Source organism: Achromobacter sp. KK8, from assembly GCF_054188005.1.
Genome location: NZ_CM135178.1, coordinates 1,937,095 through 1,960,284 on the forward strand (window position 1 = coordinate 1,937,095; position 23,190 = coordinate 1,960,284).

The following is a 23,190-nucleotide window of genomic DNA, read 5'->3' on the forward strand; positions in this document are numbered from 1 at the left end:
TGGGCCGGCGCGGCACGGACCGGCGGGCGCCGCCCGTGGGTCAGAAGAAACCCAGTTTCTTGGGCGAGTAGCTCACCAGCAGGTTCTTGGTCTGCTGGTAGTGGTTGAGCATCATCTTGTGGTTCTCGCGGCCGATGCCCGACTGCTTGTAGCCGCCGAACGCCGCATGCGCGGGATAGGCGTGGTAGCAGTTGGTCCAGACCCGGCCGGCCTTGATGGCGCGGCCCATGCGATAGCAGGTGTTGGCGTCGCGCGACCAGACGCCCGCGCCCAGGCCATAGAGCGTGTCGTTGGCCAGCGCCAGCGCGTCGTCGGCGTCCTTGAACGTGGTCACCGCCACCACCGGGCCGAAGATCTCTTCCTGGAACACGCGCATCTTGTTGTGGCCCTTGAAGACGGTGGGCTGCACGTAATAGCCGCCTTCGAGCGCGCCCGGCAACTGCGCGCGCGCGCCGCCGGCCAGCACCGCCGCGCCCTCCTGCTTGCCGATGTCCAGGTACGACAGGATCTTTTCCAACTGCTCGGTGGACGCCTGCGCGCCCAGCATGGTGTCGCCGTCCAGCGGGTTGCCCTGCTTGATCTCGGCAACGCGCTTGAGCGCGCGTTCCATGAACCTGTCGTAGAGCGATTCCTGGATCAGCGCGCGGCTGGGGCAGGTGCAGACCTCGCCCTGGTTCAGCGCGAACATGACGAAGCCCTCGATGGCCTTGTCGAGGAAGTCGTCGTCCTGCGCCGCCACGTCGGCAAAGAAGATGTTGGGCGACTTGCCGCCCAGTTCCAGCGTCACCGGGATGATGTTCTGCGAGGCGTACTGCATGATCAGGCGGCCGGTGGTGGTCTCGCCGGTGAAGGCGATCTTGGCGATGCGCTTGCTGGAGGCCAGCGGCTTGCCCGCTTCCAGGCCGAAGCCGGTGACCACGTTGACCACGCCCGGCGGCAGCAGGTCGCCGATCAGTTCCATCAGCAGCAGGATGCCCAGCGGCGTCTGCTCGGCCGGCTTGAGCACCACGCAGTTGCCCGCGGCCAGCGCCGGCGCCAGTTTCCATGCCGCCATTAGGATGGGGAAGTTCCACGGGATGATCTGGCCGACCACGCCCAGCGGTTCATTGAAGTGATACGCCACGGTGTCGTGGTCGATCTCCGACAGCCCGCCTTCCTGGCTGCGGATGCACGAGGCGAAGTAGCGGAAGTGGTCGATCGCCAGCGGGATGTCGGCGGCGCGGGCCTCGCGGATCGGTTTGCCGTTGTCCCAGGTTTCCGCGGTGGCCAGGCGTTCGAGATTGGCTTCCATCACGTCGGCGATGCGCATCAGGATCTGCGCGCGTTCGGCGGCGGGGCTCGCTCCCCATTTGGGCGCGGCGCGGTGCGCGGCGTCCAGCGCCAGCTCGATGTCGCGCTCTTTCGAGCGGGCGTTGCGGGTCAGCACCTGGCCGGTGACCGGCGTGACGTTGTCGAAGTATTCGCCGTCGGCGGGCGCCTGCCATTTGCCGTCGATGAAGTTGTCGTACTGCGTCCTGAGGTCCAGGCGCGTGCCATAGGATTCGGGGGTGACGCGGGTCGCGATGTCCATGCTTGTCTCCGTATAGGTCGGTGTAACGGCAGTCGGGTGCCTGTTCCAGATCAAGCAAACCGCGTGCCATGTGTGGGGACGCGGCTGGACAAGCGCGCTTGCCGCGTGCGAAAGTACCTTTCCACGCGCCGGCAAGGGGCGTGGGCGGCGGTTCGCCGCCACCGGGTGTCGCGTTTCGCGACACTGTCGCGGAACAGGTGTCGCAGAACACCGTCCAAGGAGACACGCATGGCCACTCAATCCCGTTGGCAGTCGCTGACGCACGCGCGCCAGCTGTTCAACCAGCAAGGCGTCGTGCCTGGCGGGCTGGTCGCCGAGCCCATCCTGCGCTCCTGGCGCCGCTGCGCCGACCTGGGTATCGACATGCGCGGCGCGCGCCGCGCGGAACCCATGACCGCCGCCGAATTGCGCGAGGCGCGCCAGCGCAATGAAGCCTTGCGGCGGATGTCCGAGCCGGCCATGTCCTTGCTGCGCCGCGAAGGCGGCAGCGACGGGCTGGTGATCCTGTCGGATGCGCAAGGCCTGGTGCTGGACAGCGACGGCGACATCGATTTCGCGCAGCGCGCCTCGCGGGTCGCCCTGATGCCCGGCGCGCCGTGGGACGAGGCGGCCGCCGGCACCAACGCCATCGGCACCGCGCTGGTGGAAGGCCGGCCCATCATCGTCGACGGCGCCGAACACTACTTCGAGCCGAATCGCATCCTGACCTGCGCCGCGGTGCCCATCACCGACAGCGAAGGCCGCATGCTGGGCGTGCTGGATCTGTCCAGCCCCGCGCGCGAAGTGCGGCCGGACGTGCTGGCGCTGGTGCGCGCGGCGGTCGACCTGATCGAACACCAGCTGTTCGATGCCGCCCATGAGCCCTGCGCCGTGCTGCGCCTGCACCCCGACCGGTCCGGGCTGGGCACGCCGGCCGAAGCCCTGCTGGCCTTTCATGGCGACCTGCTGGTGGGCGCCAACCGTCGCGCCATGCAGGCGCTGGGCCTGGCGGCCACGGCGCTGGGCGTCTATCGCTACGCCGACCTGTTCGACGGCGACCTGGACCATGCGCCCGACGCGGCCGGGCGCGTGCATGCCCGTGGCGGCGCTGCCTACCACGCCCGGCTGCGCCTGCCCCGTTCTCGCGCGCCGGTCGCGCCGCCGCCGTCGCTGCGCCTGCCGGCCCCGTCGGCCCCGTCGGCCCCGTCGGCGTTACCGGCGCCGATCGCGCGCGGTGATACCGCCAGCTTCGACGCCGCCACCTTGGGCGCGCTGGCGCGGGCGGTGCACCTGTCGGATGCGGGCGTGTCGATCCTGTTGCAGGGCGAGACCGGCGCCGGCAAGGAGGTCTTCGCGCGCCAGCTGCATGCGCGCAGCCGCCGCGCCGCCGGCCCGTTCGTGGCGGTCAATTGCGCCGCGCTGCCCGAAAGCCTGATCGAATCGGAATTGTTCGGCTACGAGGACGGCGCCTTCACCGGCGCGCGCCGCCAGGGCAGCAAGGGCCTGCTGCGGCAGGCGCACGGCGGCGTGCTGTTCCTGGACGAGATCGGCGACATGCCGCTGGCGCTGCAGTCGCGCCTGCTGCGCGTGCTGCAATCGCGCGAGGTGTCGCCGCTGGGCGCGGCCCGGCCGGTGCCGGTGGATTTCACCTTGGTGTGCGCCACCCATCGGCCGCTGGCGCATGAAGGCGTGGATGCCCCGGTACGCGCCGACCTGTATTTCCGCATTGCCGAATACACCGTGACCCTGGCGCCGCTGCGCCAACGCGCCGACCTGCGCGAATTGCTGCGCGCGCAATGGGCCGCGCAGGGCGCGGGCCCGGTGTTGCCGGCCGGGATCGAGGAAACGCTGGTGCGCTATGCCTGGCCGGGCAACTATCGGCAGCTGGCGGCGGTGCTGCGCACCTTGCATGTGCTGGCGGGCGCGTCAGGCGTGGTCGAACACGACATGCTGCCGGCGGACATCCGTGGCGCACCCGCACAGCCGTCCGCGCCGCCGGTGGCCAGCCTGCAGGCGATGGCCGACGACGCGATCCGCGCGGCGCTGGCCGCGCACGGGGGCAATGTCAGCGCCGCGGCGCGCGCGCTCGGCGTGCATCGCAGCACCTTGTACCGGCGCGCGGCGGCGCTGGGGCTGGCGCGTCCACGCTGAACACGCCGCGGTGCGGCTCAGCCCACCAGGCGCGCCAGTTCGGCGCCCGGGTCCGGGGCGCGCATGAAGGCCTCGCCCACCAGGAAGGCATCGACCTTGTGTTCGCGCATGCGCCGCACGTCCTGCGGCGTGAGGATGCCGCTTTCGGTGACGACGCGCTTGCCGGCCGGGATGCGCGGCAGCAGGTCCAGCGTGTTCTGCAGGCTGGTCTCGAAGGTGCGCAGGTTGCGGTTGTTGATGCCCAGCAGCGGCGTCTTGAGCGTCAGCGCCACGTCCAGTTCCTGGGCGTCATGCACTTCCACCAGCACGTCCATGCCGAGTTCCATCGCCAGGGTTTCCATCTCGCGCAATTGCGTGGGCGTCAACGCGGCCACGATCAGCAGCACGCAGTCGGCGCCCATCGCGCGGGCGGCGATGATCTGGTAGGGGTCGATCACGAAGTCCTTGCGCAGCACCGGCAGCGAGCACGCGGCGCGCGCCTGGCGCAGGTGGTCGTGCGAGCCCTGGAAGAACTGCACGTCGGTCAGCACCGACAGGCAGGCCGCGCCATGCACGGCATACGTGGAGGCGATTTCAGCGGGCTGAAAGGTCTCGCGCAACACGCCCTTGGACGGCGAGGCTTTCTTGATCTCGGCGATCACGCCGGCCTTGCCCTGCGAGATCTTGTCTTCGATGGCCTGGGCGAAGCCGCGCACGTCCTGGCGCGCCTGCGCCTCGCGCAGGACTTCGGCTTCGCTGCGCATCTGGCGCGCGGCGGCGACTTCCTCGACCTTGACGGCGAGGATCTTCGCGAGAATATCGTTCATTTCTGGAATTTCCGGGTATATGCGCAGAAATCTTCCAGCTTGGCTCGCGCCGCGCCGGTGGAAATCAGTTCAAATGCTAGCGCTAACGCTGCGGGAATGGAATCGGCTTTATTGCCGGCGTAGATGGCGAGGCCCGCATTGAGCGCGACGATGTCGCGGGCGGTGCCCTCGACATTGTCCAGCGCCTCTATGACAAGCTCGCGCGACTGTTCGCGATTGGACACCTTGATGCCGCGGTTGGACATCATGGATAGCCCGTAGTCCTCGGGGTGGATTTCGTACTCGCTGACCTTGCCGTCCTTGAGCTCGCCCACCATGGTGGCGCCGCCCAGCGAGGCTTCGTCCATGCCGTCCTTGCCATGCACCACCAGCACGTGGCGCGAGCCCAGGCGTTCCAGCACGCGCACCTGGATGCCGACCAAGTCGGGGTGGAACACGCCCATCAACTGGTTGGCGGCGCCGGCCGGGTTGGTCAGCGGGCCGAGGATGTTGAAGATGGTGCGCACCGCCAGTTCCTTGCGCACCGCGGCCACGTTCTTCATGGCGCCGTGGTGCGCCGGCGCGAACATGAAGCCGATGCCAGTGGCCTGGATGCATTCCGCCACCTGTTCGGGGGTCAGCACCAGGTTGGCGCCCAGCGCTTCCAGCACGTCGGCGCTGCCGCTCGACGAGGACGCGCTGCGGTTGCCGTGCTTGGCGATCGGCACGCCGGCCGCCGCCGCCACGAACATGGCGGTGGTGGAGATGTTGAAGGTGTGGCTGCCGTCGCCGCCGGTGCCGCACATGTCCAGCAGGTCTTCGGGGTTGGGCGTGACCACCGGCGTGGCGAATTCGCGCATGACCTGCGCGGCCGCGGTGATTTCACCCACCGTTTCCTTTTTCACGCGCAGGCCCATCAGCAAGGCGCTTGCGATCTGCGGCGACATCTCGCCGCGCATCAGCATGCGCATCAGATGCAGCATTTCGTCGTGGAAAATTTCGCGGTGTTCGATACAGCGCGTCAGCGCTTCAGAGGGGGAGATCGTCACGGTGCGTCCTTCTTAGGCGAGGTTCAGGAAATTGCGCAGCAGGGCGTGGCCGTGTTCGCTGAGCACGGATTCGGGGTGGAACTGTACTCCGTACAGGGGCAGCGTCTTGTGGCGCACGCCCATGATGTCGCCGTCCGGCGCCGTGGCGGTCACGGCCAGGCACTCGGGCAGCGTCGCCGGGTCGATGGTCAGCGAGTTGTAGCGGATGACAGTGTACGGCGTCGGCAGGCCGGTGAAGATGTCCGTCCCGGTATGCGAGATGCGCACGGTCTTGCCGTGCATGATCTGCTGGGCGCGGACGATGTTGCCGCCATAGGCGGCGCCGATGGCCTGGTGGCCCAGGCACACGCCCAGGATCGGCTTCTTGCCGGCGAAGGCCTGGATGACGGGCACCGAGATGCCGGCCTCGGCCGGCGAGCACGGGCCGGGCGACACGCAGATGCGGTCGGGGTTGAGCGCGGCGATCTCTTCCAGGGTGATCTGGTCGTTGCGCGCCACGCGCACATCCTCGCCCAGTTCACCGAAGTACTGGACCAGGTTGTAGGTAAACGAGTCGTAGTTGTCGATCATCAACAGCATTTTTTTCTCCAGGCGGGCCGATTCGCGGCCCGGGGCGGTCATGGGGGGCGGCGGGCGTCTCAGATGGGCTCGTCCAGGCCGTGCTGGACCTGCTCGGCCGCGCGCAGCACGGCGCGGGCCTTGGCCTCGGTCTCGGCCCATTCGGCTTCGGGGTTGGAGTCGGCGACGATGCCGGCGGCGGCCTGCACGTACAGCGTGCCGTCCTTGATGACGCCGGTGCGGATGGCGATGGCCACGTCCATTTCGCCGCCGTAGCTGAGGTAGCCGGCCGCGCCGCCGTAGATGCCGCGGCGCACGGGCTCGAGCTCGTCGATGATCTTCATGGCCTCGACCTTGGGCGCGCCGGTCAGGGTGCCGGCCGGGAACGAGGCGCGCAGCACGTCCATGCTGCTCATGCCGGGATTCAGGTTGCCGGTGACGTTGGACACCAGGTGCATGACGTGCGAATAGCGCTCGATCACCATGGTGTCGCTGACCTTGACCGAACCCACCTCGGCGACGCGGCCGACGTCGTTGCGGGCCAGGTCGATCAGCATCACGTGCTCGGCCACTTCCTTGGGGTCGGCCTTGAGCTCGGCGGCCAGGGCGGCGTCCTCCTCGGGCGTGGCGCCGCGCTTGCGGGTGCCGGCCAGCGGGCGGATGGTGACCTGCGACTTGGGCGCGCCGTCCACCACCACGCGCTCCTGGCGCACCAGGATCTCGGGCGAGGCGCCCACCACCTGGAAGTCACCGAAGTTCCAGAAGTACATGTAGGGGGAGGGGTTGAGCGACCGCAGGGCGCGGTAGAGGGAGAGGGGGGAGTCGCGGAACGGCTTGGCGATGACCTGGCCGATCTGCACCTGCATCAGGTCGCCGGCGGCGATGTGTTCCTTGGCGCGGTGCACGGCCGCCAGGTAGTCTTCCTTCTTGAAGTCACGCCGCTCTTCGGTCTGCATGCTGGCGTGGCTGTAGGGGATTTCCACCGGGCGTCGCAGGCGCGCGCGCAGGTCGTGCAGGCGCTGCTGGGCGCGGCTGTAGCTTTCGGGTTGGCCCGGGTCGGCGTAGACCATCAGGTAGATGCGGCCGGCCAGGTTGTCGACGATGACCAGCTCGTCCACGTGCATCAGCATCAGGTCGGGCGTGCCGCCTTCCATGCCGGCCGGGAACGGCTTCACGGCGGGGCCCAGGCACGGTTCGATGTGGCGCACGGTGTCGTAGCCGAAGTAGCCGGCCAGGCCGCCGCAGAAGCGCGGCATGCCGGGGCGCAGGGCCACCTTGAAACGGGCCTGGTACTGCTCGATGAAGGCCAGCGGGTCGCCGTCGTGGGTCTCGACCACCTTGCCGTCGTGCAGCACCTCGGTGCGGGTGCCGCTGGCGCGGATCACGGTGCGGGCCGGCAGGCCGATGAAGGAATAGCGGCCGAAGCGCTCGCCGCCCACCACCGACTCCATCAGGCAGGTCATGCGGCCGGCCTGCGGGCCGGCATGGGCCAGCTTCAGGTAGATGCCCAGCGGGGTGTCCAGGTCGGCGTAGGTCTCGGCCACCAGCGGGATGCGGTTGTAGCCTTGGGCGGCGAGGGCTTTGAATTCGATTTCGGTCATGTCGGTCTCGGGGCGATGGGTATCTGCTGGGGACCGGGCACACAACAAAAAGCCCGGTCCAGGTTACTGGTTCCGGGCTTGGCTCTGTGTTCTACACAGTATCGGCGCTGGGAGGCGGGGACGCGTCCAGGGCCGGGAAGGGAATCATCGCCACCCGGAAGACAAACGCCACCAGCGCCACGAGGCGCCGAGCATTTGGTTCTGGATGGAAACGTTCATCAGGTGATAGCGGTTCGATGTTCAAGTGTGCCGTCAAGGGCGCGGACCCCGGCTTCAGGCCTGGGCTTTCGCGGCGTTCTGGTTTTGATTCCAGAGCTCCACCCACTGGGCGGCGTTGACGAGCGTGTCCACTATACCATCGACATCGAGCTCGCGCACGTCACGGCCTTCGTTGTAACCATACGGCACCACCAGCACCTGGGTGCCGGCGCTGCGGCCGGCCTGGGCGTCGTTGATGGAATCGCCGATGGTGACGGCCTCGGCCACCGTCACGCCCAGCAGTTCGCAGGCGTGCAGCACCTGGTCGGGGTCGGGCTTGCGGCGCGAGCAGGTGTCGCCGCACACCACCGCGTCGAAAAACCCGGCCAGGCCGGTGCGTTGCAGCAGCGGCAGGGTGAATTCGGTGGGCTTGTTGGTGACCACGGCCAGTTTCAGGCCCTGCTCGCGCATGTGCTTGAGGCCCTCGATGACGCCCGGGTAGACCTGGGCGCGTTCGCCGTTGACCAGGTGGTAGTGCCGGTAGAAGGCCTCGCGCGCCCGGGCGAAGTCCTCGGGCGACGGGGCGGCGGCGTCCAGGCTGCCGGCCAGGCTGCGGCGCACCAGGTTGTCCACCCCCTTGCCGACGAAGGTGGCCACGACATCCTCGCGCAGCGCGATCATGCCGAGTTCCACGCGCATGGCGTTGGCCGCGAAGGCCAGGTCGGGGATGGAGTCGAGCAGGGTGCCGTCCAGGTCCAGCAGCGCGGCGCGAAAGGGAGTCATGGCGGGTATTCCTCAGACGGCGGTGGTTTCGCCGATGGCGATCTGCTCGCGCATGGACTTGATGATGCCGGGGTAGTCGGGCTTGCCGAAGATGGCCGAGCCGGCCACGAAGGTGTCGGCGCCGGCGCGGCGGATTTCGGCGATGTTGTCGATCTTCACGCCGCCGTCCACCTGCAGCACGATTTCGTGGCCGCCGGCCTGGGTCCAGGCGTCGATGCGGGCGCGGGCCTCGCGCAGCTTGGCCAGCGCGCCCGGGATGAAGCTCTGGCCGCCGAAGCCGGGGTTGACCGACATGATCAGCACCAGGTCGACCTTGTCCATGACGTGGTCCAGGTACGACAGGGGCGTGGCGGGGTTGAACACCAGGCCGGCCTTACAGCCGTTCTCGCGGATCAGCGACAGGGTGCGGTCGACGTGGCGGCTGGCTTCGGGGTGGAAGCTGATGTAGTTGGCGCCGGCCTTGGCGAACATCGGCACCAGGGCGTCCACCGGCTCCACCATCAGGTGCACGTCGATCGGCACGGAAACATGGGGACGGATCGCCGCGCAGACCATCGGGCCGATGGTCAGGTTGGGCACGTAGTGGTTGTCCATCACATCGAAATGGATCCAGTCGGCGCCGGCGGCGACGACGTCACGCACTTCCTCGCCCAGGCGGGCGAAGTCGGCGGACAGGATGCTGGGGGTGATGCGGGTGGTGGTAGACATGGCGTTCGGGGTGGGTGAAGGCATAATGTGCCATTATTGCAGCTTGCTCGTGCCACACAGGAAAGGACTGTGAAACCCTACGACCTGAGCGTCTCTGTCACTCCGCGCTTCGTGCCTGAACAGTCCGATCCCGGCGAACAGCAATACGTGTTCGCCTATACCGTGCGCATCACCAATACCGGGGAGCATCCGGCCCAGGTGATCAGCCGCCACTGGATTATCACCGATGGCAACCAGCGCGTGCAGGAAGTGCGCGGGCTGGGCGTCGTGGGCCAGCAGCCCCTGCTGGCGCCCGGCGAGACCTTCGAATACACCAGCGGCTGCCCCCTGCCCACGCCGGTCGGCACGATGCGCGGCACCTATCATTGCGTCGGCGAGAACGGCATTCCGTTCGAAGTGCCGATTTCCGAATTCGTCCTGGCCATGCCGCGCACCCTGCACTGACGCGGGGCGCGGCCATACGTTGTACGGTTTTCCATCTGCTCATGAAGCGCATTCTTAGCCTGTCCGTGCTGTCGGTCCTGCTGGCGGCATGTACCACCACCTCAGAGATCCCGCCCGAATCCGGTGAACCCGGCGTTTCCGGCGCCCGCCCGGCGGCCGTCGACGGTCCGCTGGTGGTGCCGGCGCTGTCGGCCCTGCCCGATACGCCGCCGCGCGCCCTGGCCGGCAAATACAAGGCCGGCACCTGGGCCGAGATGCCGGGCTGGAGCAGCGACGACCTGGCCCAGTTCTGGCCCCTGTTCCTGCGCAACTGCAAGGGGCTGATGCGCCCGACCAGCGGCAACCTGGCCGCGCCCGCCCGCGCCACCCCGCGCGCCTGGCAGCCCGTCTGTGCCGCCGCGGCCGATCCGGCCCGGGCGCCCGCCGCCAACGATCCCGAGGGCGTGCGCCGCTTCCTGCAGACCTACCTGCAACCCTGGCGCCTGAACGCGGCCGACGGCAAGCCGGCCGCCAATACCGTCACCGGCTATTACGAGCCGCTGGTGCGCGGCTCGCGCCGCCAGGGCGGCAACTACCAATGGCCGCTGTACGCGGTGCCGGCCGACCTGCTGACGATCGACCTGGGCTCGGTCTATCCGGAACTGGCCGGCAAGCGCGTGCGCGGCAAGCTCGACGGCAAGCGCGTGGTGCCCTATGACACCCGCGCGGCCATCGAGTCGACCGGCCGCCGCCCGCCGGTGGTGGTGTGGGTCGACGACCCGGTCGACAACTTCTTCCTGCAGGTGCAGGGCTCGGGCCGCGTACTGCTGACCGACGGCCCCGACAGCGGCAAGACCATCCGCGTGGCCTACGCCGACCACAACGGCCAGCCCTACGTGTCCATCGGCCGCTGGCTGGCGGACCGCGGCGAGCTGTCGGCCGACCAGGCCTCGATGCAGAACATCCGCGCGTGGGCGCAGCGCAATCCCAAGCGCGTGCCCGAGATGCTCAACGCCAACCCGGCCGTGGTGTTCTTCCGCGAAGAGCCGGTGATCGATCCCGAGCTCGGCCCCAAGGGCGCCTATGGCGTCAACCTGGCCCCGCGGCGGGCGATCGCGGTGGATGCCGGTTTCGTGCCGCTGGGCACGCCGGTGTTCCTGGCCACCACCTTCCCGGCCTCCGACCGGCCGTTGCAACGCCTGGTGTTCGCCCAGGACACCGGCACCGCCATCCGCGGCGCGGCGCGCGCAGACTTCTACTGGGGCTACGGCGACGAGGCCGGCCAGCAGGCCGGGCGCATGAAGCAACGCGGCCAGATGTGGCTGCTGTGGCCGAAGCAGGCCGGGGAGCCGAGCGCAAGATGACACACCAGATCGTGGTTTGCGGGGCCGGCATCGTCGGCCTGTCCTCGGCCCTGGCGCTGGCCCGCCGCGGCCAGCGCGTGGCCCTGCTGGCGCCGCGCACGACCGTGCCACCGGCCGATCCCAACCATTACCACGCGCGCGTCTACGCCATCTCGCCCGCCAGCCAGCGTTTCCTGGCCGAGCTGGGCGTGTGGGACGCGATGCCGTCCGCGCGGCTGACGCCGGTGCAGGCCATGGAGATCCATGGCGACGCCGACGGCCTGGTGCACCTGAACGCCTGGCAGGCGGCCCTGCCGCAACTGGCCTGGATCGTCGAGTCCGGCGAGATCGAGCGGGTGCTGATCCAGGCGGTGCGCATGTTCGGCATCCCGTGGTTGGAAGACCGCTGCACCGGCTACCAGGCCGGCGCCATCGAAACCGAGAGCGGCGCCCGCATCCAGGCCGAGCTGTTCGTCGGCGCCGATGGCGCCGCGTCGCCGCTGCGCACCGCCGCCGGCCTCAAGCATGACGCCGTTTCCTACCACGACACCGGGCTGGTGGTGAACCTGGACGCCGAGCGCGCCCACCAGGGCACCGCCTTCCAGTGGTTCCGCGACGACGGCGTGCTGGCGCTGCTGCCGCTGCCGGACACGGCCGACGGCCCGCAGGTATCGATGGTCTGGTCCATGCGCGACGCGCAGGCGCGGGAATTGCTGGCCTTGCCCGCGGATGCGCAGGCGGCCCGCCTGGAATCGCTGTTGGAACATGCGGCCCAGGGCCGCCTGGGACGCCTGAAGGTGCGCAGCAAGCTGCATGGCTTTCCGCTGACGCTGGAGCGTGCCCAGATGGTGGCGCCCGGCATCGCGCTGGCCGGCGACGCCGCCCACCGCCTGCACCCGCTGGCCGGGCAGGGCCTGAACCTGGGGCTGGGCGACGTCGAGGCGCTGGCCCGCACCGTGGCCGGACGCGAACCCTACCGCCAGGCGGGCGACCTGCGGGTGCTGCATCGCTACCAGCGCGCCCGCGCCGAGCCGGTGCTGGCCTTGCGGCTGGCCACCGACGGGCTGCACAAGCTGTTCGGTTCGCATGCCACGCCGCTGGTGTGGTTGCGCAATGCCGGCATGCATTGGGTCGAGCGGGTCCCGCTGGTCAAGCGGCGCCTGATCGCCGGGGCCTCGACGAACTGAATCGCACCGGCCCGCGCCGGTCGATGCACTGACGCCGCCGGCCCGGCACGGAACCCGCAGGGCGCCGGGGGGTCTGATTCCGGCAAGCCCCCGGCCAGCCCCTTTCGTCGGATCGGTTACGCTTTCGGCCAACGAGGGCGATACGTCACGCTAAATACAGGAGTCCCCATGAATTTCCGTTTTTCCGCCACGCTGGCCGCCTGCCTCATGGCCGCGGGCCTGGGCCTGTTCGCCAGCGCTCAAGCGCAGGCAACGGGCGACAAGGCCGTTTCCACCAGCACGGTCGGCCAGGCGGGCAAGGGCAGCAAGAGCTATTCCACCACCCAGGTGGCGCCCGTCGATCCCGTGGCGGATGCGGTCAAGGAACGTTTCAAGCAGCGCTTCACCGGCATGGACGTGACCGCCGTGCGCCGCACGCCCTACGGGCTGTTCGAGGTGCAATTGGGCATGGACCTGATCTACACCGATGAAAAAGTGACCTGGGTGATGGAAGGTCCGCTGATCGACGCCATGACGCGCCGCGACGTCACCCGCGAGGCGCAGGAAAAGCTCGGTTCCATCCCGTTCGACCAGTTGCCGCTGGACCTGGCCATCAAGCAGGTCAAGGGCGACGGCTCGCGCAAGGTCGCGATCTTCGAGGACCCCAACTGCGGTTACTGCAAGCAGTTGCGCAAGACGCTCGAAGACGTCGACAACATCACCGTCTACACCTTCCTGTACCCGATCCTGTCGCCCGACTCCAACGTCAAGGTGCGTGACGTCTGGTGCTCGGCGGACCCGGGCAAGGCGTGGGACGACTGGATGCTGCGCGGCCAGAAGCCGGCCACCGCCAATTGCAGCGTGCCCGAGGACAAGTTGTTGGCGCTGGGCAAGCAACTGATGGTGCGCGGCACGCCCACGATGTTCTTCGCCGACGGCTCGCGCACCAGCGGCGCGTTGCCGCTGGACCAACTCAAGGCACGACTGAACTGACCGGCGCGGGTCGCGCCGGCCGGGCGGCTGGCGCAGCGAGCGCCACGCCACCCGGAGACTAACTTGAAAATCGCAATACTCGACGATTACCACGACGTCGCCAAGCGCTACGCGGACTGGGGATCCCTCGGCGGCGACGCCGAAGTGCGGATCTTCAACAACTTCATTCCCGACGAGCAGGTCGAGGCCACGCTCGCACCCTTCGAGGTGATCGTGGCCATGCGCGAACGCACGCCGTTCCCCGCCGGCCGCATCCGCGCGCTGCCGAACCTGCGCCTGCTGGTCACCACCGGCATGCGCAACAACGCCATCGACATGCAGGCCTGCGCCGCGCAGGGCATCGTGGTCAGCGGCGCGCCCGGCAGCGCCGACGCCAACACCGCCACCGCCGAACTGGCCTGGGCCCACATCCTGGGGCTGTTCAAGCACCTGCCCGCCGAAGACGCCGCCATGCGTCGGGGCATGTGGCAGACCGGCATGCCCGAGCCCCTGGCCGGCAAGCGGCTGGGCGTGCTGGGACTGGGCAAGCTGGGCGCGGCGGTGGCCAAGGTCGGGCTGGCGTTCGGCATGGACGTGGTGGCCTGGAGCCCCAACCTGACCGACGAGCGCGCCGCCGAGGCGGGCGTCACGCGGGTCGACAAGCACGGGTTGTTCGCGACGTCCGACGTCGTCAGCCTGCACCTGATCCTGTCCGATCGCAGCCGCCACATCGTCGACGCCGCCGCGCTGGCCGCGATGAAGCCGACGGCCTACCTGGTGAACACGTCGCGCGCCGGCCTGGTGGACCAGGCGGCGCTGATGGACGCGCTGGTGAAGTTCCGCATCGCCGGCGCCGGGCTGGACGTGTTTCCCGACGAGCCGCTGTCGCCCACCGACAGCGTGCGCGACCTGGACAACGTCATCCTGACGCCGCACCTGGGCTACGTCAGCCGCGAGAACTTCGAGGCCTTCTACCGCAACGCGCTGGAGGCCGTGAAGGCCTGGCGCGATGGCCAGCCGGTGCGGGTGCTGAACGGCTGAGCGCCAGGGGGGGAGGCCCCCACGCCGCGCCTTCGGCTTGCTGCCCCCCAAGGGGGCGTTTTCATCTTGAGGCGGCTCGGCGATGAAAAAGGGCCCCCACGCGGCGCCTTCGGCTTGCTGCCCCCCCAAGGGGGCGTTTTCATCTTGAGGCGGCTCGGCGATGAAAAGGGCCCCCACGCCGCGTTCAGCCGCGCGTGAAGGTCACTTTCTTTTCGACGATGCCGGCCGCGTCGGGCGTGGCGGGCGTGTCGCCACAGGCCTCGTCCGCGTCATCCGACGGATCGACCGCGTCAAAGGCGGTGTCGCCGTTGGCGTCCGGCACGCCGGTCGGCTTGAGGCCGACGAAGTCGAACAGGTCGCGGTCCATCAGGTGCGACGGCACCACGCGCGACAGGGCGTTGAAGACGTTCCACGAGCGGCCCGGGTGCTGCCTGTCCCATTCCTTGATCATGCGGCCGACTTCCTTGCGCTTCAGGTTTTCCTGGGAGCCGCACAGGTTGCAGGGAATGATCGGGAACTGCTTGAGTTCGGCGTAGGCGATCAGGTCGGTTTCCGGCACGTAGGCGAGCGGGCGGATGACCGTGTGGCGGCCGTCGTCGGACACCAGCTTGGGCGGCATGCCCTTGGCCTTGCCGCCGTAGAACAGGTTCAGGAAGAAGGTGCCCAGGATGTCGTCGCGGTGGTGGCCGAGCGCGATCTTGGTGGCGCCCAGTTCCGAGGCCACGCGGTACAGGATGCCGCGGCGCAGGCGCGAACAGAGCGAGCACATCGTCTTGCCCTCTTCGAGCACGCGGGTGACGATCGAATAGGTGTCCTGCGTCTCGATGTGGAACTTCACGCCCAGCTCGGTCAGGTAGCGCGGCAGGATGTCGGCCGGGAAGCCGGGCTGCTTCTGGTCGAGGTTGACCGCGACCAGCTCGAACGGGAACGGCGCGCGCTTTTGCAGCTGGAGCAGAATGTCCAGCATGGCGTACGAGTCCTTGCCGCCCGACAGGCACACCATGACGCGGTCGCCCGACTCGATCATGTTGTAGTCGGAAATGGCGCGGGTGGTCTCGCGCGCCAGGCGCTTGGTGAGCTTGTTGCCTTCGTGGCGGGCCTTCTTGTCGTCGGGGCCGGCCACGGAGACGGCGCCGGTCGGCGCCACCGCATCAGTGGAGTCCGCCACGGCGCGGATGTCGGGGGAGGCGATATCGTTCATGGTCAACGCGAGATCTGGATTTCCACGCCCACCGCCGCACAGTCGGAGAAGGCCATGGGCTTGCTGATGCGCAGGCGCAGCGAGCGGATTTCATGGAAGTCGGCCAACAGGCGCGCGGCGACTTGTTCCACCAGGGTTTCGATCAGGTTCACGTGCGCCTGGGTGCATTCCTCGACGATGGCCTCGCGCAGGCGGCGATAGTCCAGCACGCTGTGGATATCGTGGTCGTCGACCGCGCGCTGGATGTCGACGTCGAACTCGGCGTCGACGTGCAGCGGCTGGGTGGCGCGGCGTTCGTGTTCGAGGATGCCGATGCGGGCGTCGAGCGCGAGCCCGGAAAGGATGATGCGGCGTGTGGGCATGATGAAAACCTGGGTGGAATCCCGGAATTGTAAGGCGGCGGCGGACCGGGCCGGCGCGCTGGCTACAATCCGGCCATGGCCGGGCGCCCGCGCGGGGGCGGCGACGGCAAACAAGGGATGAAATGCAACAGATGCACGATGCGGTCATTGTAGGGGGCGGCCCGGCCGGCGCCTCCTGCGCCCTCTGGCTGGCCCGGCTGGGCCTGGCGCCGCTGCTGGTCGAGGCCAGCGGCCGCCTGGGCGGCCTGAGCGTGGACAACCCCTTCGCCGACGACTGGATCGCGGTGTTGCCCGGCATGACCGGCCAGCAGGTGGCCGCCAATATCGATACCAGCGTGCGCGCCGCCGGCGTGCCGCTGCGCCTGGACACCCGCGTGACGGCGGTGCGGCCCTGCAAGGGCGGCATCGAGGCGACCCTGGTCGACGCCAATGGGGACGTATCGCAGACGCGCGGCCGCACCCTGGTGATCGCCTCTGGCGTGCGCGCCAAGGGCTTACCGGAACATCCGCCGGGCGCCAGCTGGCCCGGCGTGCTGATCGGGCCGGGTTCGCCCATCGTGGCGCAGGATTACTCCGGCCTGTCGGTGGCGGTGCTGGGCGGGGGCGACAACGCCTTCGAAAACTACGTCTACGTGCGCAACCGCGGCGCCCGCGCCGTGCACCTGTACGCCCGCAGCGTGCGGGCGCAGCAGCAATGGGTGCTGCGCGCCGGCAAGGAAGGCGTGCGCATCGGCCCGTACCAGGTGGATCCGGCCACCCGCAGCGTGGACGGCCAGCGCTACGACCTGATCCTGGTGTTCTACGGCTGGGAGCCGCAGGCCGCGTTCGCCGACGGCCTGCAACTGGCGCGCGACGAGCGCGGCTACATCCGCACCGATTTCGCCACCGCCGAGACCAGCGTGCCGGACATCTACGCCATCGGCGAGGTGGCCCATCGCATGCATCCCTGCGTGGTCACGTCGATGGCCGATGGCGTGGTGGCGGCCAAGGCGATCCAGCGGCGCTGGGAACGGGCAGGGGAGTAGCTTCGCGTTCCCCCGGCCCTTGCAGGCCAGCCCTCGGTCCCCGGCGCGTTTCGTCCCCGGCACCGACCTGTCTTTTCTTCAGCGCGACAGCAGGAAGCCCAGCACCGCCTCGCGGAATTCATCGGGCCGCTCGATGTTGGACAGGTGCACGGCGTCCAGCAGCAGCCATTGCGCGCCCGGCACGGTCGCGGCGATCTGCTCGCCATGGCTGGCGGCGGTGACGGTGTCGTCGCGGCCCGCGATCACCAGCGTCGGTCGCGGGATCAGCGCAATGGTGCGGCGCAGGTCGGTGTCGCGCACGGCCGCGAACGCGCCCGCCAGGCCGTGCCGGTCGGTATTGAGCAGCATGTCGCGGAAGGTGTCGATCACCGGCCCGCCGGCGCGCAGCATCTCGGCCGGGAACCAGTTCGCCAGAAAGGTCTCGGCGGTGTCCTTCATGTCCGGCGCCCGCAGCGTGGTGGCGATACGCTCGTCCCATTGCGGCGCGGGGCCGAGATAGGGCGACGTGTTGGCCAGGATCAGGCGGTCGATGCGTTCTGGCGCATGCACGCCCAGCCATTGGCCCATGATGCCGCCCAGCGACAGGCCGAGGAAGTGAGCCCGCGCCACGCCCAGCGCGTCGAACAGTTCGAGCACGTCGCGGCCGAGTCGGTCCAGCGAGTAGGGGCCTGCCGGCACGCTGGAAGCGCCGTGGCCGCGGGTGTCGAAGCGCAGTACGCGGAAGTGGCGCGCGAGCGCCGGCGCCAGGTCGTCCCACATGTGCAGCGTGGTGCCGATGGAATTGGACAAGGCCAGCACCGGCAGACCGGCGTCGCCGTCCCAGCGGTAGGCGATGCGGGCGCCGTCGCCCGTGGTGATGAAGGGAATGTCGTCTTGCATGATGAGCGTCCTGTGTGAGGGAGAGGGCCTCGGGGCGGATGTCGCGCTCATCTGCCGGGCCGGCTACGTTGGAACAACGTGAACGGGATCGTAGTTGCGGCCAGGCGCCAAAGAAATTACAAAGTTCGCACAGACATTGTAGGAATTTCCGACATGAGCGAATTTACCTTGCACGACCTGCAGTGCTTTGACGCGGTGGTGCGCGAGGGCGGCTTCCAGGCGGCGGCGGAAACACTGCATCGCTCGCATCCCGCGGTCTTCGCGGCGGTCGCCAAGCTGGAGCGCCAGCTCGACCTGCAACTGCTCGACCGGGGCGGCTACAGGGTGAAGGCGACCCCGGCGGGCCAATCGTTTCATCGGCGCGCCCAGACCTTGCTGCGCGAACTGGCCGGCCTGCGCGCGCATGCCGAGCAGTTGTCCATGGGCCAGGAAAGCGAACTGAACGTGGTGATCGGCGACTTCTGCCCGCGCCCGCTGCTGCTGGGCCTGTTGGGAAAGTTCTTTGCGCAGTGGCCGGCCACGCGACTGAACCTGCATTTCGAAGCCGTGACCGGGCCTTGGGAACGCTTGCTGGAAGGCGATGCCGACCTGATTCTGCATCGTATGGAAGCGGGAGACGCGCGCGTCGAATGGCTCGACCTGGGCAGGGTGCCGTTCGTGCCCGTTGCCGCGCCCGGCTACCTGGCGCCGGCCAGGCGCGCCCTGCGGCCCGAGGACCTGCGCGACTACACCCAGTGCGTGATGCGCGACACCGCCCGCCATGCGCCGGCGCGCGACTTCTTCATGATCGAGGGGGCGCGCCAGTGCACGGTCGCGGACCAGGTGATGAAGAAAGAAATCATCCTGCAAGGACTGGCATGGGGGCACATGCCGCGCTTCCTGGTGGAAGACGAATTGAGAGACGGCCGGCTGTGGTCGCTGGCGAATCGTCACCTGCCGGGCAGCACCGAGACGTTGGCGGCCGCGCGCCGCGCCGACCGGCCGCAGGGGCCGGTCATGACGCGCCTGTGGGACACGTTGCGCGCGCACGCGCCCGCCATCCGCCAGGCCGTGTCGCCGGCAAAAAAGCGCAAGCCCTGATCCCGCATCCGAAAGCCGCTTGCCCTGCCCGCTACACAGGGAGCGGCCGCACCGTTCAGTACTTGCCGGTCAGCAGTTCGCCGGCGTCGGGCACGCGCGTCTCCAGGTCCAGCACCTTGAGCATGCGGTAGACCGTGGCCGCGGCGGCCGTCACCACCGGCAGACCCAGGCGGTCCTGCACCGGCTGGATCGACGCCAGCGACGGCATCTGCACGCAGGCCGACAGCACCACGGCGTCGACGCCGCGCGTATCCAGGCGCTCGACATGGCTTGCGGGCGCCATCGGATCCTGCGCGCCCACCTTCAGGTTGTCGGCGATCTCCAGCGACAGGCTGTCGTGCACTTCGACGCCTTCGTGCTCGATGTAGTCCACCACCAGCTTGGTCAGCGGCTTCATGTAGGGGGTCAGGATGGCGACCTTGCGCGCGCCGATGGCATGCAGGCCTTCGACCAGCGCGCCGGCGCTGGAGACGATGGGCGCGGGCGCGCCGTTGTCCACGGTGGCCTGATGCAGCCGTTCCTGCGAGGCGCGGTGGTAGCCCAGGCCCTGCGCCATGATGGCCACCAGGCAGGCATAGCCCAGCACGTCGACGCGGGCGTCCGACAGTTCCTGCGCGCAGCGGTCGGATTCGCGGTCCATCGAGGCCAGCTCGGCCGCCGTCACCTGCTTCATGCGCATGCGGCTGGAGTGGAAGGTGAAGCGTTCGGGCGCGATGGTCTCGCGCCGGCGCAGCATGGCGGGGATCTCCGTTTCCATGGTGGTGTTGGAACTGGGAACGATCTGGCCGATGCGCAGGACGCGGGGCGACTGGGTCATGGCGGGTCTCCGGTAAGCGTTGTCTGCGCCCGGGAGGGCGCGAGAAGCCGATTCTGCTCGCCGCGAACGATAGTTTCCAATATAGTTTTTGTCTGGTTTCATATCTTTTGCAAATCATTGGCCGCCATGGAAATCCGCCAACTCCGTTATTTCGCCGTGCTGGCCGAAGAACTCAACTTCACCCGCGCTGCCGCCCGGCTGCATATCTCGCAGCCGCCGCTGAGCCTGCAGATCGCCCAGCTCGAACGCGAGCTGGAGGTCAAGCTGTTCGACCGCACCAACCGCCGGGTGGCCTTGACCGAGGCCGGCGCGGCGTTCCTGAATGACGTGCGCGCCACGCTCGCGGGCCTGAAGGACGCCACGGTGCGGGTGCGCGCGGTGGACCAGGGCAGGGCGGGGCGGGTCGAGATCGGCCTGTCCGGTTCGCATTTCATGGGGCCGGTGCCGGCGCTGATCGCGCGCCATGCCGCCAGCCATCCACAGGTCTCGGTGCTGCTCAACGAGATGAACCCGGCGGCGCAGCTGGAGGCGCTGCGCGGCCACCGCATCGACGTCAGCATCTCGCGCACCGCGGTCGACGACGACGAACTGCAATCGTTGGCGCTGTGGTCCGATCCGGTGGTGGCGGCGCTGCCCGCCGGTCATCGCCTGGCGAGACGCAAGCGCCTGGCCCTGGCCGACCTGGCGCGCGACGCATTCGTGATGCTGCGCACGGACACCTCGGCGTTCGCCCGCGAGCTGGCCGACACCTGCGCCCGCGCCGGCCTGGCGCAGTCGGTGGCGCAGCGCGTGGCCGAAGTGCCGGCGCAACTGGCGCTGGTGGCGGCAGGGCTGGGCGTGGCGCTGGTGCCGCAGTCGACCTGCGGTCACTTCGGCGCGCGCATCGCGGTGTGCGCGCTGCCGGCCGCGGTGGGCAGCGGCACGGTCTACGCGGTCACGCGGCGCGACGACGGCAACCGCGCGCTGCGGGCGTTCCTGCGCACGGCGGCGCAGATGGCGGCCCGCTGACACGGCGAGCGCGGCGCGCTCTTTTGCGCAGGCGAAGCCGCTCCTCCAGATTCCGGAATAGGCATTTCGCGGCGTCGCGGCCACACTCTTTCGCACAAGACGATCCGCACCAGGATCTCGCAGGGAGACAAGCATGCCGCACCCGCAACGCTGGCTGGCCGCCGGCGCGCTGTTGTTCGCCATGGCGGGGCCCGCCGTGGCGGCGTGGCCCGAACGGCCTCTCACCCTCATCGTGCCGGCCTCTCCCGGCGGCACCACCGACATCGCGGCGCGCCTGATCGCCGACAAGCTGGCCGCGAAGCTGGGCCAGCAGGTCATCGTCGAGAACCGCGCCGGCGCCGCCGGCATCATCGGCGCGCAGACCCTGGCGCGCGCCAGGCCCGACGGCTACACGCTGCTGATGGGCAACATCGGCCCCAATGCCATCAACTACGCGCTCTACAAGACCTTGCCCTACAAGCCGGCCGACTTCGCGCCGGTGACGCGGGTGATTTCCGTGCCCAACGTGCTGGTGGTCAACGAGGCCTCGCCCGCGCGCAGCGTGGCCGACCTGCTGGCGCTGGCGAAGAAGGATCCGGGCCAGGTGTCGTTCGGCAGCTCGGGCAGCGGCCAGTCGCCGCACCTGTCGGCGGAACTGTTCAAGCAGCGCGCCGGCATCGGCGGCACTCACGTGCCCTACAAGGGCGCGGGCCCCGCGGTGGCCGCGCTGCTTGGGCAGCAGTTCACTTTCATGATCGACAACCTGCCCAGCTCCATGCCCTACATCCAGTCGGGCAAGCTGCGCGCATTGGCCGTCACCAGCGACCGGCGCCTGGCGGAATTGCCCGACGTGCCCACCATGGCCGAAGCTGGCGTGCCCGACATGGTGGTCACCGCCTGGTTCGGCCTGGTGGCGCCGGCCGGCACGCCCGCCGCCGTCATCGACGCGCTTTATGCCGCCACCCGCGACGTGGTGCGCAGCCCCGACGTCGCCGAGCGTTTTCGCGCCATGGGCGGGCAGGCCGGCGGCGACACGCCGGCCGAGTTCGCCACCTTCATCGACCAGGAACGCGTCCGCTGGAAGCGGATCGTGGACGCCGCCGGCATCGTCCAGGAGCAATAAGTGATCGACAAGATTCAGGCCTGCATGATGGACGCCGTGGCCATCATTCCCGATGGCGCCAGCGTGCTGGTGGGCGGCTTCGGCGAAGCCGGCGTGCCATACGAGCTGCTGCACTGCCTGGCGGAACTGGGCCGGCGCGACCTGACCATTATTGCCAACAACGCCGGCACCTTTGACCGCGGCATCGCCGCGCTGCTCGATCGCCGCCAGGTGCGCAAGATCATCTGCTCGCATCCGCGCCCGCCCAATTCCGAGGCCTTCGCCCGCGCCTTCCGCGCCGGCGAAGTGGAACTGGAATGCGTGCCGCAAGGCACGCTGGCCGAACGCCTGCGCGCGGCCGGCGCGGGCCTGGGGCCGTTCTACACGCCCACCGGCTACGGCACCGAGCTGGCGCAAGGACGCCGCCAGGAGGTGATCGACGGCGTCGGCTACGTGCTGGAACAGCCGCTGCGCGGCGACTACGCGCTGATCCGCGCGCACCAGGGCGACCGCTGGGGCAACCTGATGTACCGCCACGCCGCGCGCAATTTCAACCCCGTGATGTGCATGGCCGCCGGCCACGCCATCGCCCAGGTCGACGAGGTCGTGCCGCTGGGCGCCTTCGCGCCCGAGCACATCATGACGCCCGGCCTGTTCGTGAAAACCGTGGTGCGGGTGGAGACCTGAAATGCCGACGATCACGCCCATGACCCGCCAGCAGGTCGCGCAATTGCTGGCCGGCGACATCCCGGATGGCTCGGTGGTCAACCTCGGCATCGGCATGCCGACCCTGGTCGGCGACTACCTGCCGCCCGACAAGGACATCCTCTTGCACAGCGAGAACGGCATCACCGGCATGGGGCCCGCCGCGGCCGGCGACGCCGTCGATCCGGACCTCATCAACGCCAGCCGCCAGCCCATCACGCTGCTGCCCGGCGCCTCCATCACCGAACACACCGTGTCGTTCGCCATGATGCGCGGCGGCCACCTGGACTACGCCGTGCTCGGCGCCTTCCAGGTGTCGGAACGCGGCGACCTGGCCAACTGGAAGACCGATGCCGCCGACGCCATCCCCGCCGTGGGCGGCGCCATGGACCTGGCCGTCGGCGCGCGCCAGGTGCTGGCCATGATGGAACACCGCGGCCGCGACGGCGCGCCCAAGATCCTGCGCCAATGCCGCTACCCGCTTACCGGCGCCGGCGTGGTCACGCGCATCTACACCGACCTGGCCGTGATCGACGTCACGTCCGCGGGCCTGCGCGTGCACGCCATGCTGCAAGGCGTCAGCGCCGAGGCGCTGCAGGCCGCCACCGAAGCGCCCCTGCGGTTTACCGACACGCCATCGGTCATCGCGCTCGATGCCGCCGGCGCGCCGCGCTACGTCAGGGGCTGAGGCAACCCGCCCTGTCC

At 69.2% G+C, this 23,190-nt stretch carries 23 protein-coding genes; 12 read left to right on the forward strand and 11 right to left on the reverse strand.

Annotated elements, in window-relative coordinates:
- Window positions 1-40: 40 nt before the first annotated feature.
- Entirely contained in the window at window positions 41-1,570 is a 1,530-nt protein-coding gene (gene adh / locus ACVN9Z_RS08970; protein ID WP_110059322.1) for an aldehyde dehydrogenase, read from the reverse strand.
- A gap of 228 nt (window positions 1,571-1,798) precedes the next feature.
- On the opposite strand from adh, the gene ACVN9Z_RS08975 reads away from it, so the two are divergent.
- Complete coding sequence (locus ACVN9Z_RS08975) at window positions 1,799-3,700, forward strand: sigma-54-dependent Fis family transcriptional regulator (protein ID WP_458213346.1); 1,902 nt, start codon at window positions 1,799-1,801, stop codon at window positions 3,698-3,700.
- Window positions 3,701-3,717: 17 nt separating this feature from the next.
- On the opposite strand, the gene trpC is transcribed toward ACVN9Z_RS08975, so the two are convergent.
- The 6 genes from trpC to rpe form a co-directional block, all read right to left on the reverse strand.
- The gene (gene trpC / locus ACVN9Z_RS08980) at window positions 3,718-4,506 is read right to left on the reverse strand and encodes an indole-3-glycerol phosphate synthase TrpC (RefSeq protein ID WP_020925475.1); all 789 of its coding nucleotides are present in this window, start codon (window positions 4,504-4,506) and stop codon (window positions 3,718-3,720) included.
- Window positions 4,503-5,534: an anthranilate phosphoribosyltransferase gene (trpD, locus tag ACVN9Z_RS08985; protein WP_006386729.1), complete on the reverse strand. Its 1,032-nt coding sequence runs from the start codon at window positions 5,532-5,534 to the stop codon at window positions 4,503-4,505. Before trpD ends, trpC begins: the two co-directional genes overlap by 4 nt.
- A gap of 12 nt (window positions 5,535-5,546) precedes the next feature.
- Window positions 5,547-6,113 carry an aminodeoxychorismate/anthranilate synthase component II gene (locus ACVN9Z_RS08990; protein ID WP_006392505.1) on the reverse strand — a complete coding sequence of 189 codons (567 nt, stop codon included), beginning with the start codon at window positions 6,111-6,113 and terminating at the stop codon, window positions 5,547-5,549.
- Window positions 6,114-6,172: 59 nt separating this feature from the next.
- On the reverse strand, window positions 6,173-7,693 hold the full coding sequence (gene trpE / locus ACVN9Z_RS08995) for an anthranilate synthase component I (RefSeq protein WP_024067527.1): 1,521 nt from the start codon (window positions 7,691-7,693) through the stop codon (window positions 6,173-6,175).
- Between the two features lie 273 nt (window positions 7,694-7,966).
- Complete coding sequence (locus ACVN9Z_RS09000) at window positions 7,967-8,674, reverse strand: phosphoglycolate phosphatase (protein ID WP_049051908.1); 708 nt, start codon at window positions 8,672-8,674, stop codon at window positions 7,967-7,969.
- 12 nt (window positions 8,675-8,686) lie between these two features.
- Window positions 8,687-9,406 carry a ribulose-phosphate 3-epimerase gene (gene rpe, locus ACVN9Z_RS09005; RefSeq protein WP_006386733.1) on the reverse strand — a complete coding sequence of 240 codons (720 nt, stop codon included), beginning with the start codon at window positions 9,404-9,406 and terminating at the stop codon, window positions 8,687-8,689.
- 45 nt (window positions 9,407-9,451) lie between these two features.
- On the opposite strand from rpe, the gene apaG reads away from it, so the two are divergent.
- The 5 genes from apaG to ACVN9Z_RS09030 all read left to right on the forward strand — a co-directional run bounded on the left by apaG (window position 9,452) and on the right by ACVN9Z_RS09030 (window position 14,327).
- A complete protein-coding gene (gene apaG / locus ACVN9Z_RS09010; protein WP_006386734.1) occupies window positions 9,452-9,826 on the forward strand; it encodes a Co2+/Mg2+ efflux protein ApaG in 375 nt (124 codons plus the stop codon).
- A gap of 41 nt (window positions 9,827-9,867) precedes the next feature.
- Window positions 9,868-11,169 carry a murein transglycosylase A gene (mltA, locus tag ACVN9Z_RS09015; RefSeq protein WP_054485785.1) on the forward strand — a complete coding sequence of 434 codons (1,302 nt, stop codon included), beginning with the start codon at window positions 9,868-9,870 and terminating at the stop codon, window positions 11,167-11,169.
- The gene (locus ACVN9Z_RS09020; protein ID WP_054439385.1) at window positions 11,166-12,335 is read left to right on the forward strand and encodes a UbiH/UbiF family hydroxylase; all 1,170 of its coding nucleotides are present in this window, start codon (window positions 11,166-11,168) and stop codon (window positions 12,333-12,335) included. Before mltA ends, ACVN9Z_RS09020 begins: the two co-directional genes overlap by 4 nt.
- Window positions 12,336-12,542: 207 nt before the next feature.
- Window positions 12,543-13,307, forward strand: coding sequence for a DsbC family protein (locus tag ACVN9Z_RS09025; RefSeq protein WP_458213508.1), 765 nt, complete (start codon window positions 12,543-12,545; stop codon window positions 13,305-13,307).
- A gap of 63 nt (window positions 13,308-13,370) precedes the next feature.
- Window positions 13,371-14,327, forward strand: a complete 957-nt coding sequence (locus tag ACVN9Z_RS09030) for a D-2-hydroxyacid dehydrogenase family protein (RefSeq protein WP_437262798.1) — start codon at window positions 13,371-13,373, stop codon at window positions 14,325-14,327.
- Window positions 14,328-14,511: 184 nt separating this feature from the next.
- Here ACVN9Z_RS09030 and ttcA read toward each other — a convergent pair whose 3' ends face one another.
- Together ttcA and folB are read right to left on the reverse strand one after the other, a co-directional pair.
- On the reverse strand, window positions 14,512-15,528 hold the full coding sequence (gene ttcA / locus ACVN9Z_RS09035) for a tRNA 2-thiocytidine(32) synthetase TtcA (protein ID WP_054506450.1): 1,017 nt from the start codon (window positions 15,526-15,528) through the stop codon (window positions 14,512-14,514).
- Window positions 15,529-15,530: 2 nt separating this feature from the next.
- Window positions 15,531-15,890 (reverse strand): dihydroneopterin aldolase, encoded by a 360-nt coding sequence (gene folB, locus ACVN9Z_RS09040; protein ID WP_006386740.1) that lies wholly within the window; start codon window positions 15,888-15,890, stop codon window positions 15,531-15,533.
- Between the two features lie 122 nt (window positions 15,891-16,012).
- On the opposite strand from folB, the gene ACVN9Z_RS09045 reads away from it, so the two are divergent.
- Window positions 16,013-16,915 (forward strand): NAD(P)/FAD-dependent oxidoreductase, encoded by a 903-nt coding sequence (locus ACVN9Z_RS09045; RefSeq protein ID WP_458213347.1) that lies wholly within the window; start codon window positions 16,013-16,015, stop codon window positions 16,913-16,915.
- 78 nt (window positions 16,916-16,993) lie between these two features.
- Here the strand turns inward: ACVN9Z_RS09045 and pcaD are convergent, their stop codons facing one another.
- A complete protein-coding gene (gene pcaD / locus ACVN9Z_RS09050) occupies window positions 16,994-17,794 on the reverse strand; it encodes a 3-oxoadipate enol-lactonase (RefSeq protein WP_049051503.1) in 801 nt (266 codons plus the stop codon).
- Window positions 17,795-17,947: 153 nt separating this feature from the next.
- Here pcaD and ACVN9Z_RS09055 point away from each other — a divergent pair, with 153 nt between their 5' ends.
- Window positions 17,948-18,874 (forward strand): LysR family transcriptional regulator, encoded by a 927-nt coding sequence (locus ACVN9Z_RS09055; protein ID WP_458213348.1) that lies wholly within the window; start codon window positions 17,948-17,950, stop codon window positions 18,872-18,874.
- Between the two features lie 55 nt (window positions 18,875-18,929).
- On the opposite strand, the gene ACVN9Z_RS09060 is transcribed toward ACVN9Z_RS09055, so the two are convergent.
- Window positions 18,930-19,691 (reverse strand): maleate cis-trans isomerase family protein, encoded by a 762-nt coding sequence (locus ACVN9Z_RS09060; protein ID WP_277402758.1) that lies wholly within the window; start codon window positions 19,689-19,691, stop codon window positions 18,930-18,932.
- 126 nt (window positions 19,692-19,817) lie between these two features.
- Here ACVN9Z_RS09060 and ACVN9Z_RS09065 point away from each other — a divergent pair, with 126 nt between their 5' ends.
- The 4 genes from ACVN9Z_RS09065 (at window position 19,818) to ACVN9Z_RS09080 (ending at window position 23,173) form a co-directional block, all read left to right on the forward strand.
- Window positions 19,818-20,699, forward strand: coding sequence for a LysR substrate-binding domain-containing protein (locus ACVN9Z_RS09065; protein ID WP_020925464.1), 882 nt, complete (start codon window positions 19,818-19,820; stop codon window positions 20,697-20,699).
- 133 nt (window positions 20,700-20,832) lie between these two features.
- Window positions 20,833-21,801: a Bug family tripartite tricarboxylate transporter substrate binding protein gene (locus ACVN9Z_RS09070; RefSeq protein WP_024067540.1), complete on the forward strand. Its 969-nt coding sequence runs from the start codon at window positions 20,833-20,835 to the stop codon at window positions 21,799-21,801.
- Window positions 21,802-22,467, forward strand: coding sequence for a 3-oxoacid CoA-transferase subunit A (locus tag ACVN9Z_RS09075; protein ID WP_006386757.1), 666 nt, complete (start codon window positions 21,802-21,804; stop codon window positions 22,465-22,467). It abuts the gene before it with no gap.
- Window position 22,468: 1 nt separating this feature from the next.
- Window positions 22,469-23,173, forward strand: a complete 705-nt coding sequence (locus tag ACVN9Z_RS09080; RefSeq protein ID WP_006386758.1) for a 3-oxoacid CoA-transferase subunit B — start codon at window positions 22,469-22,471, stop codon at window positions 23,171-23,173.
- Window positions 23,174-23,190 lie beyond the last annotated feature (17 nt).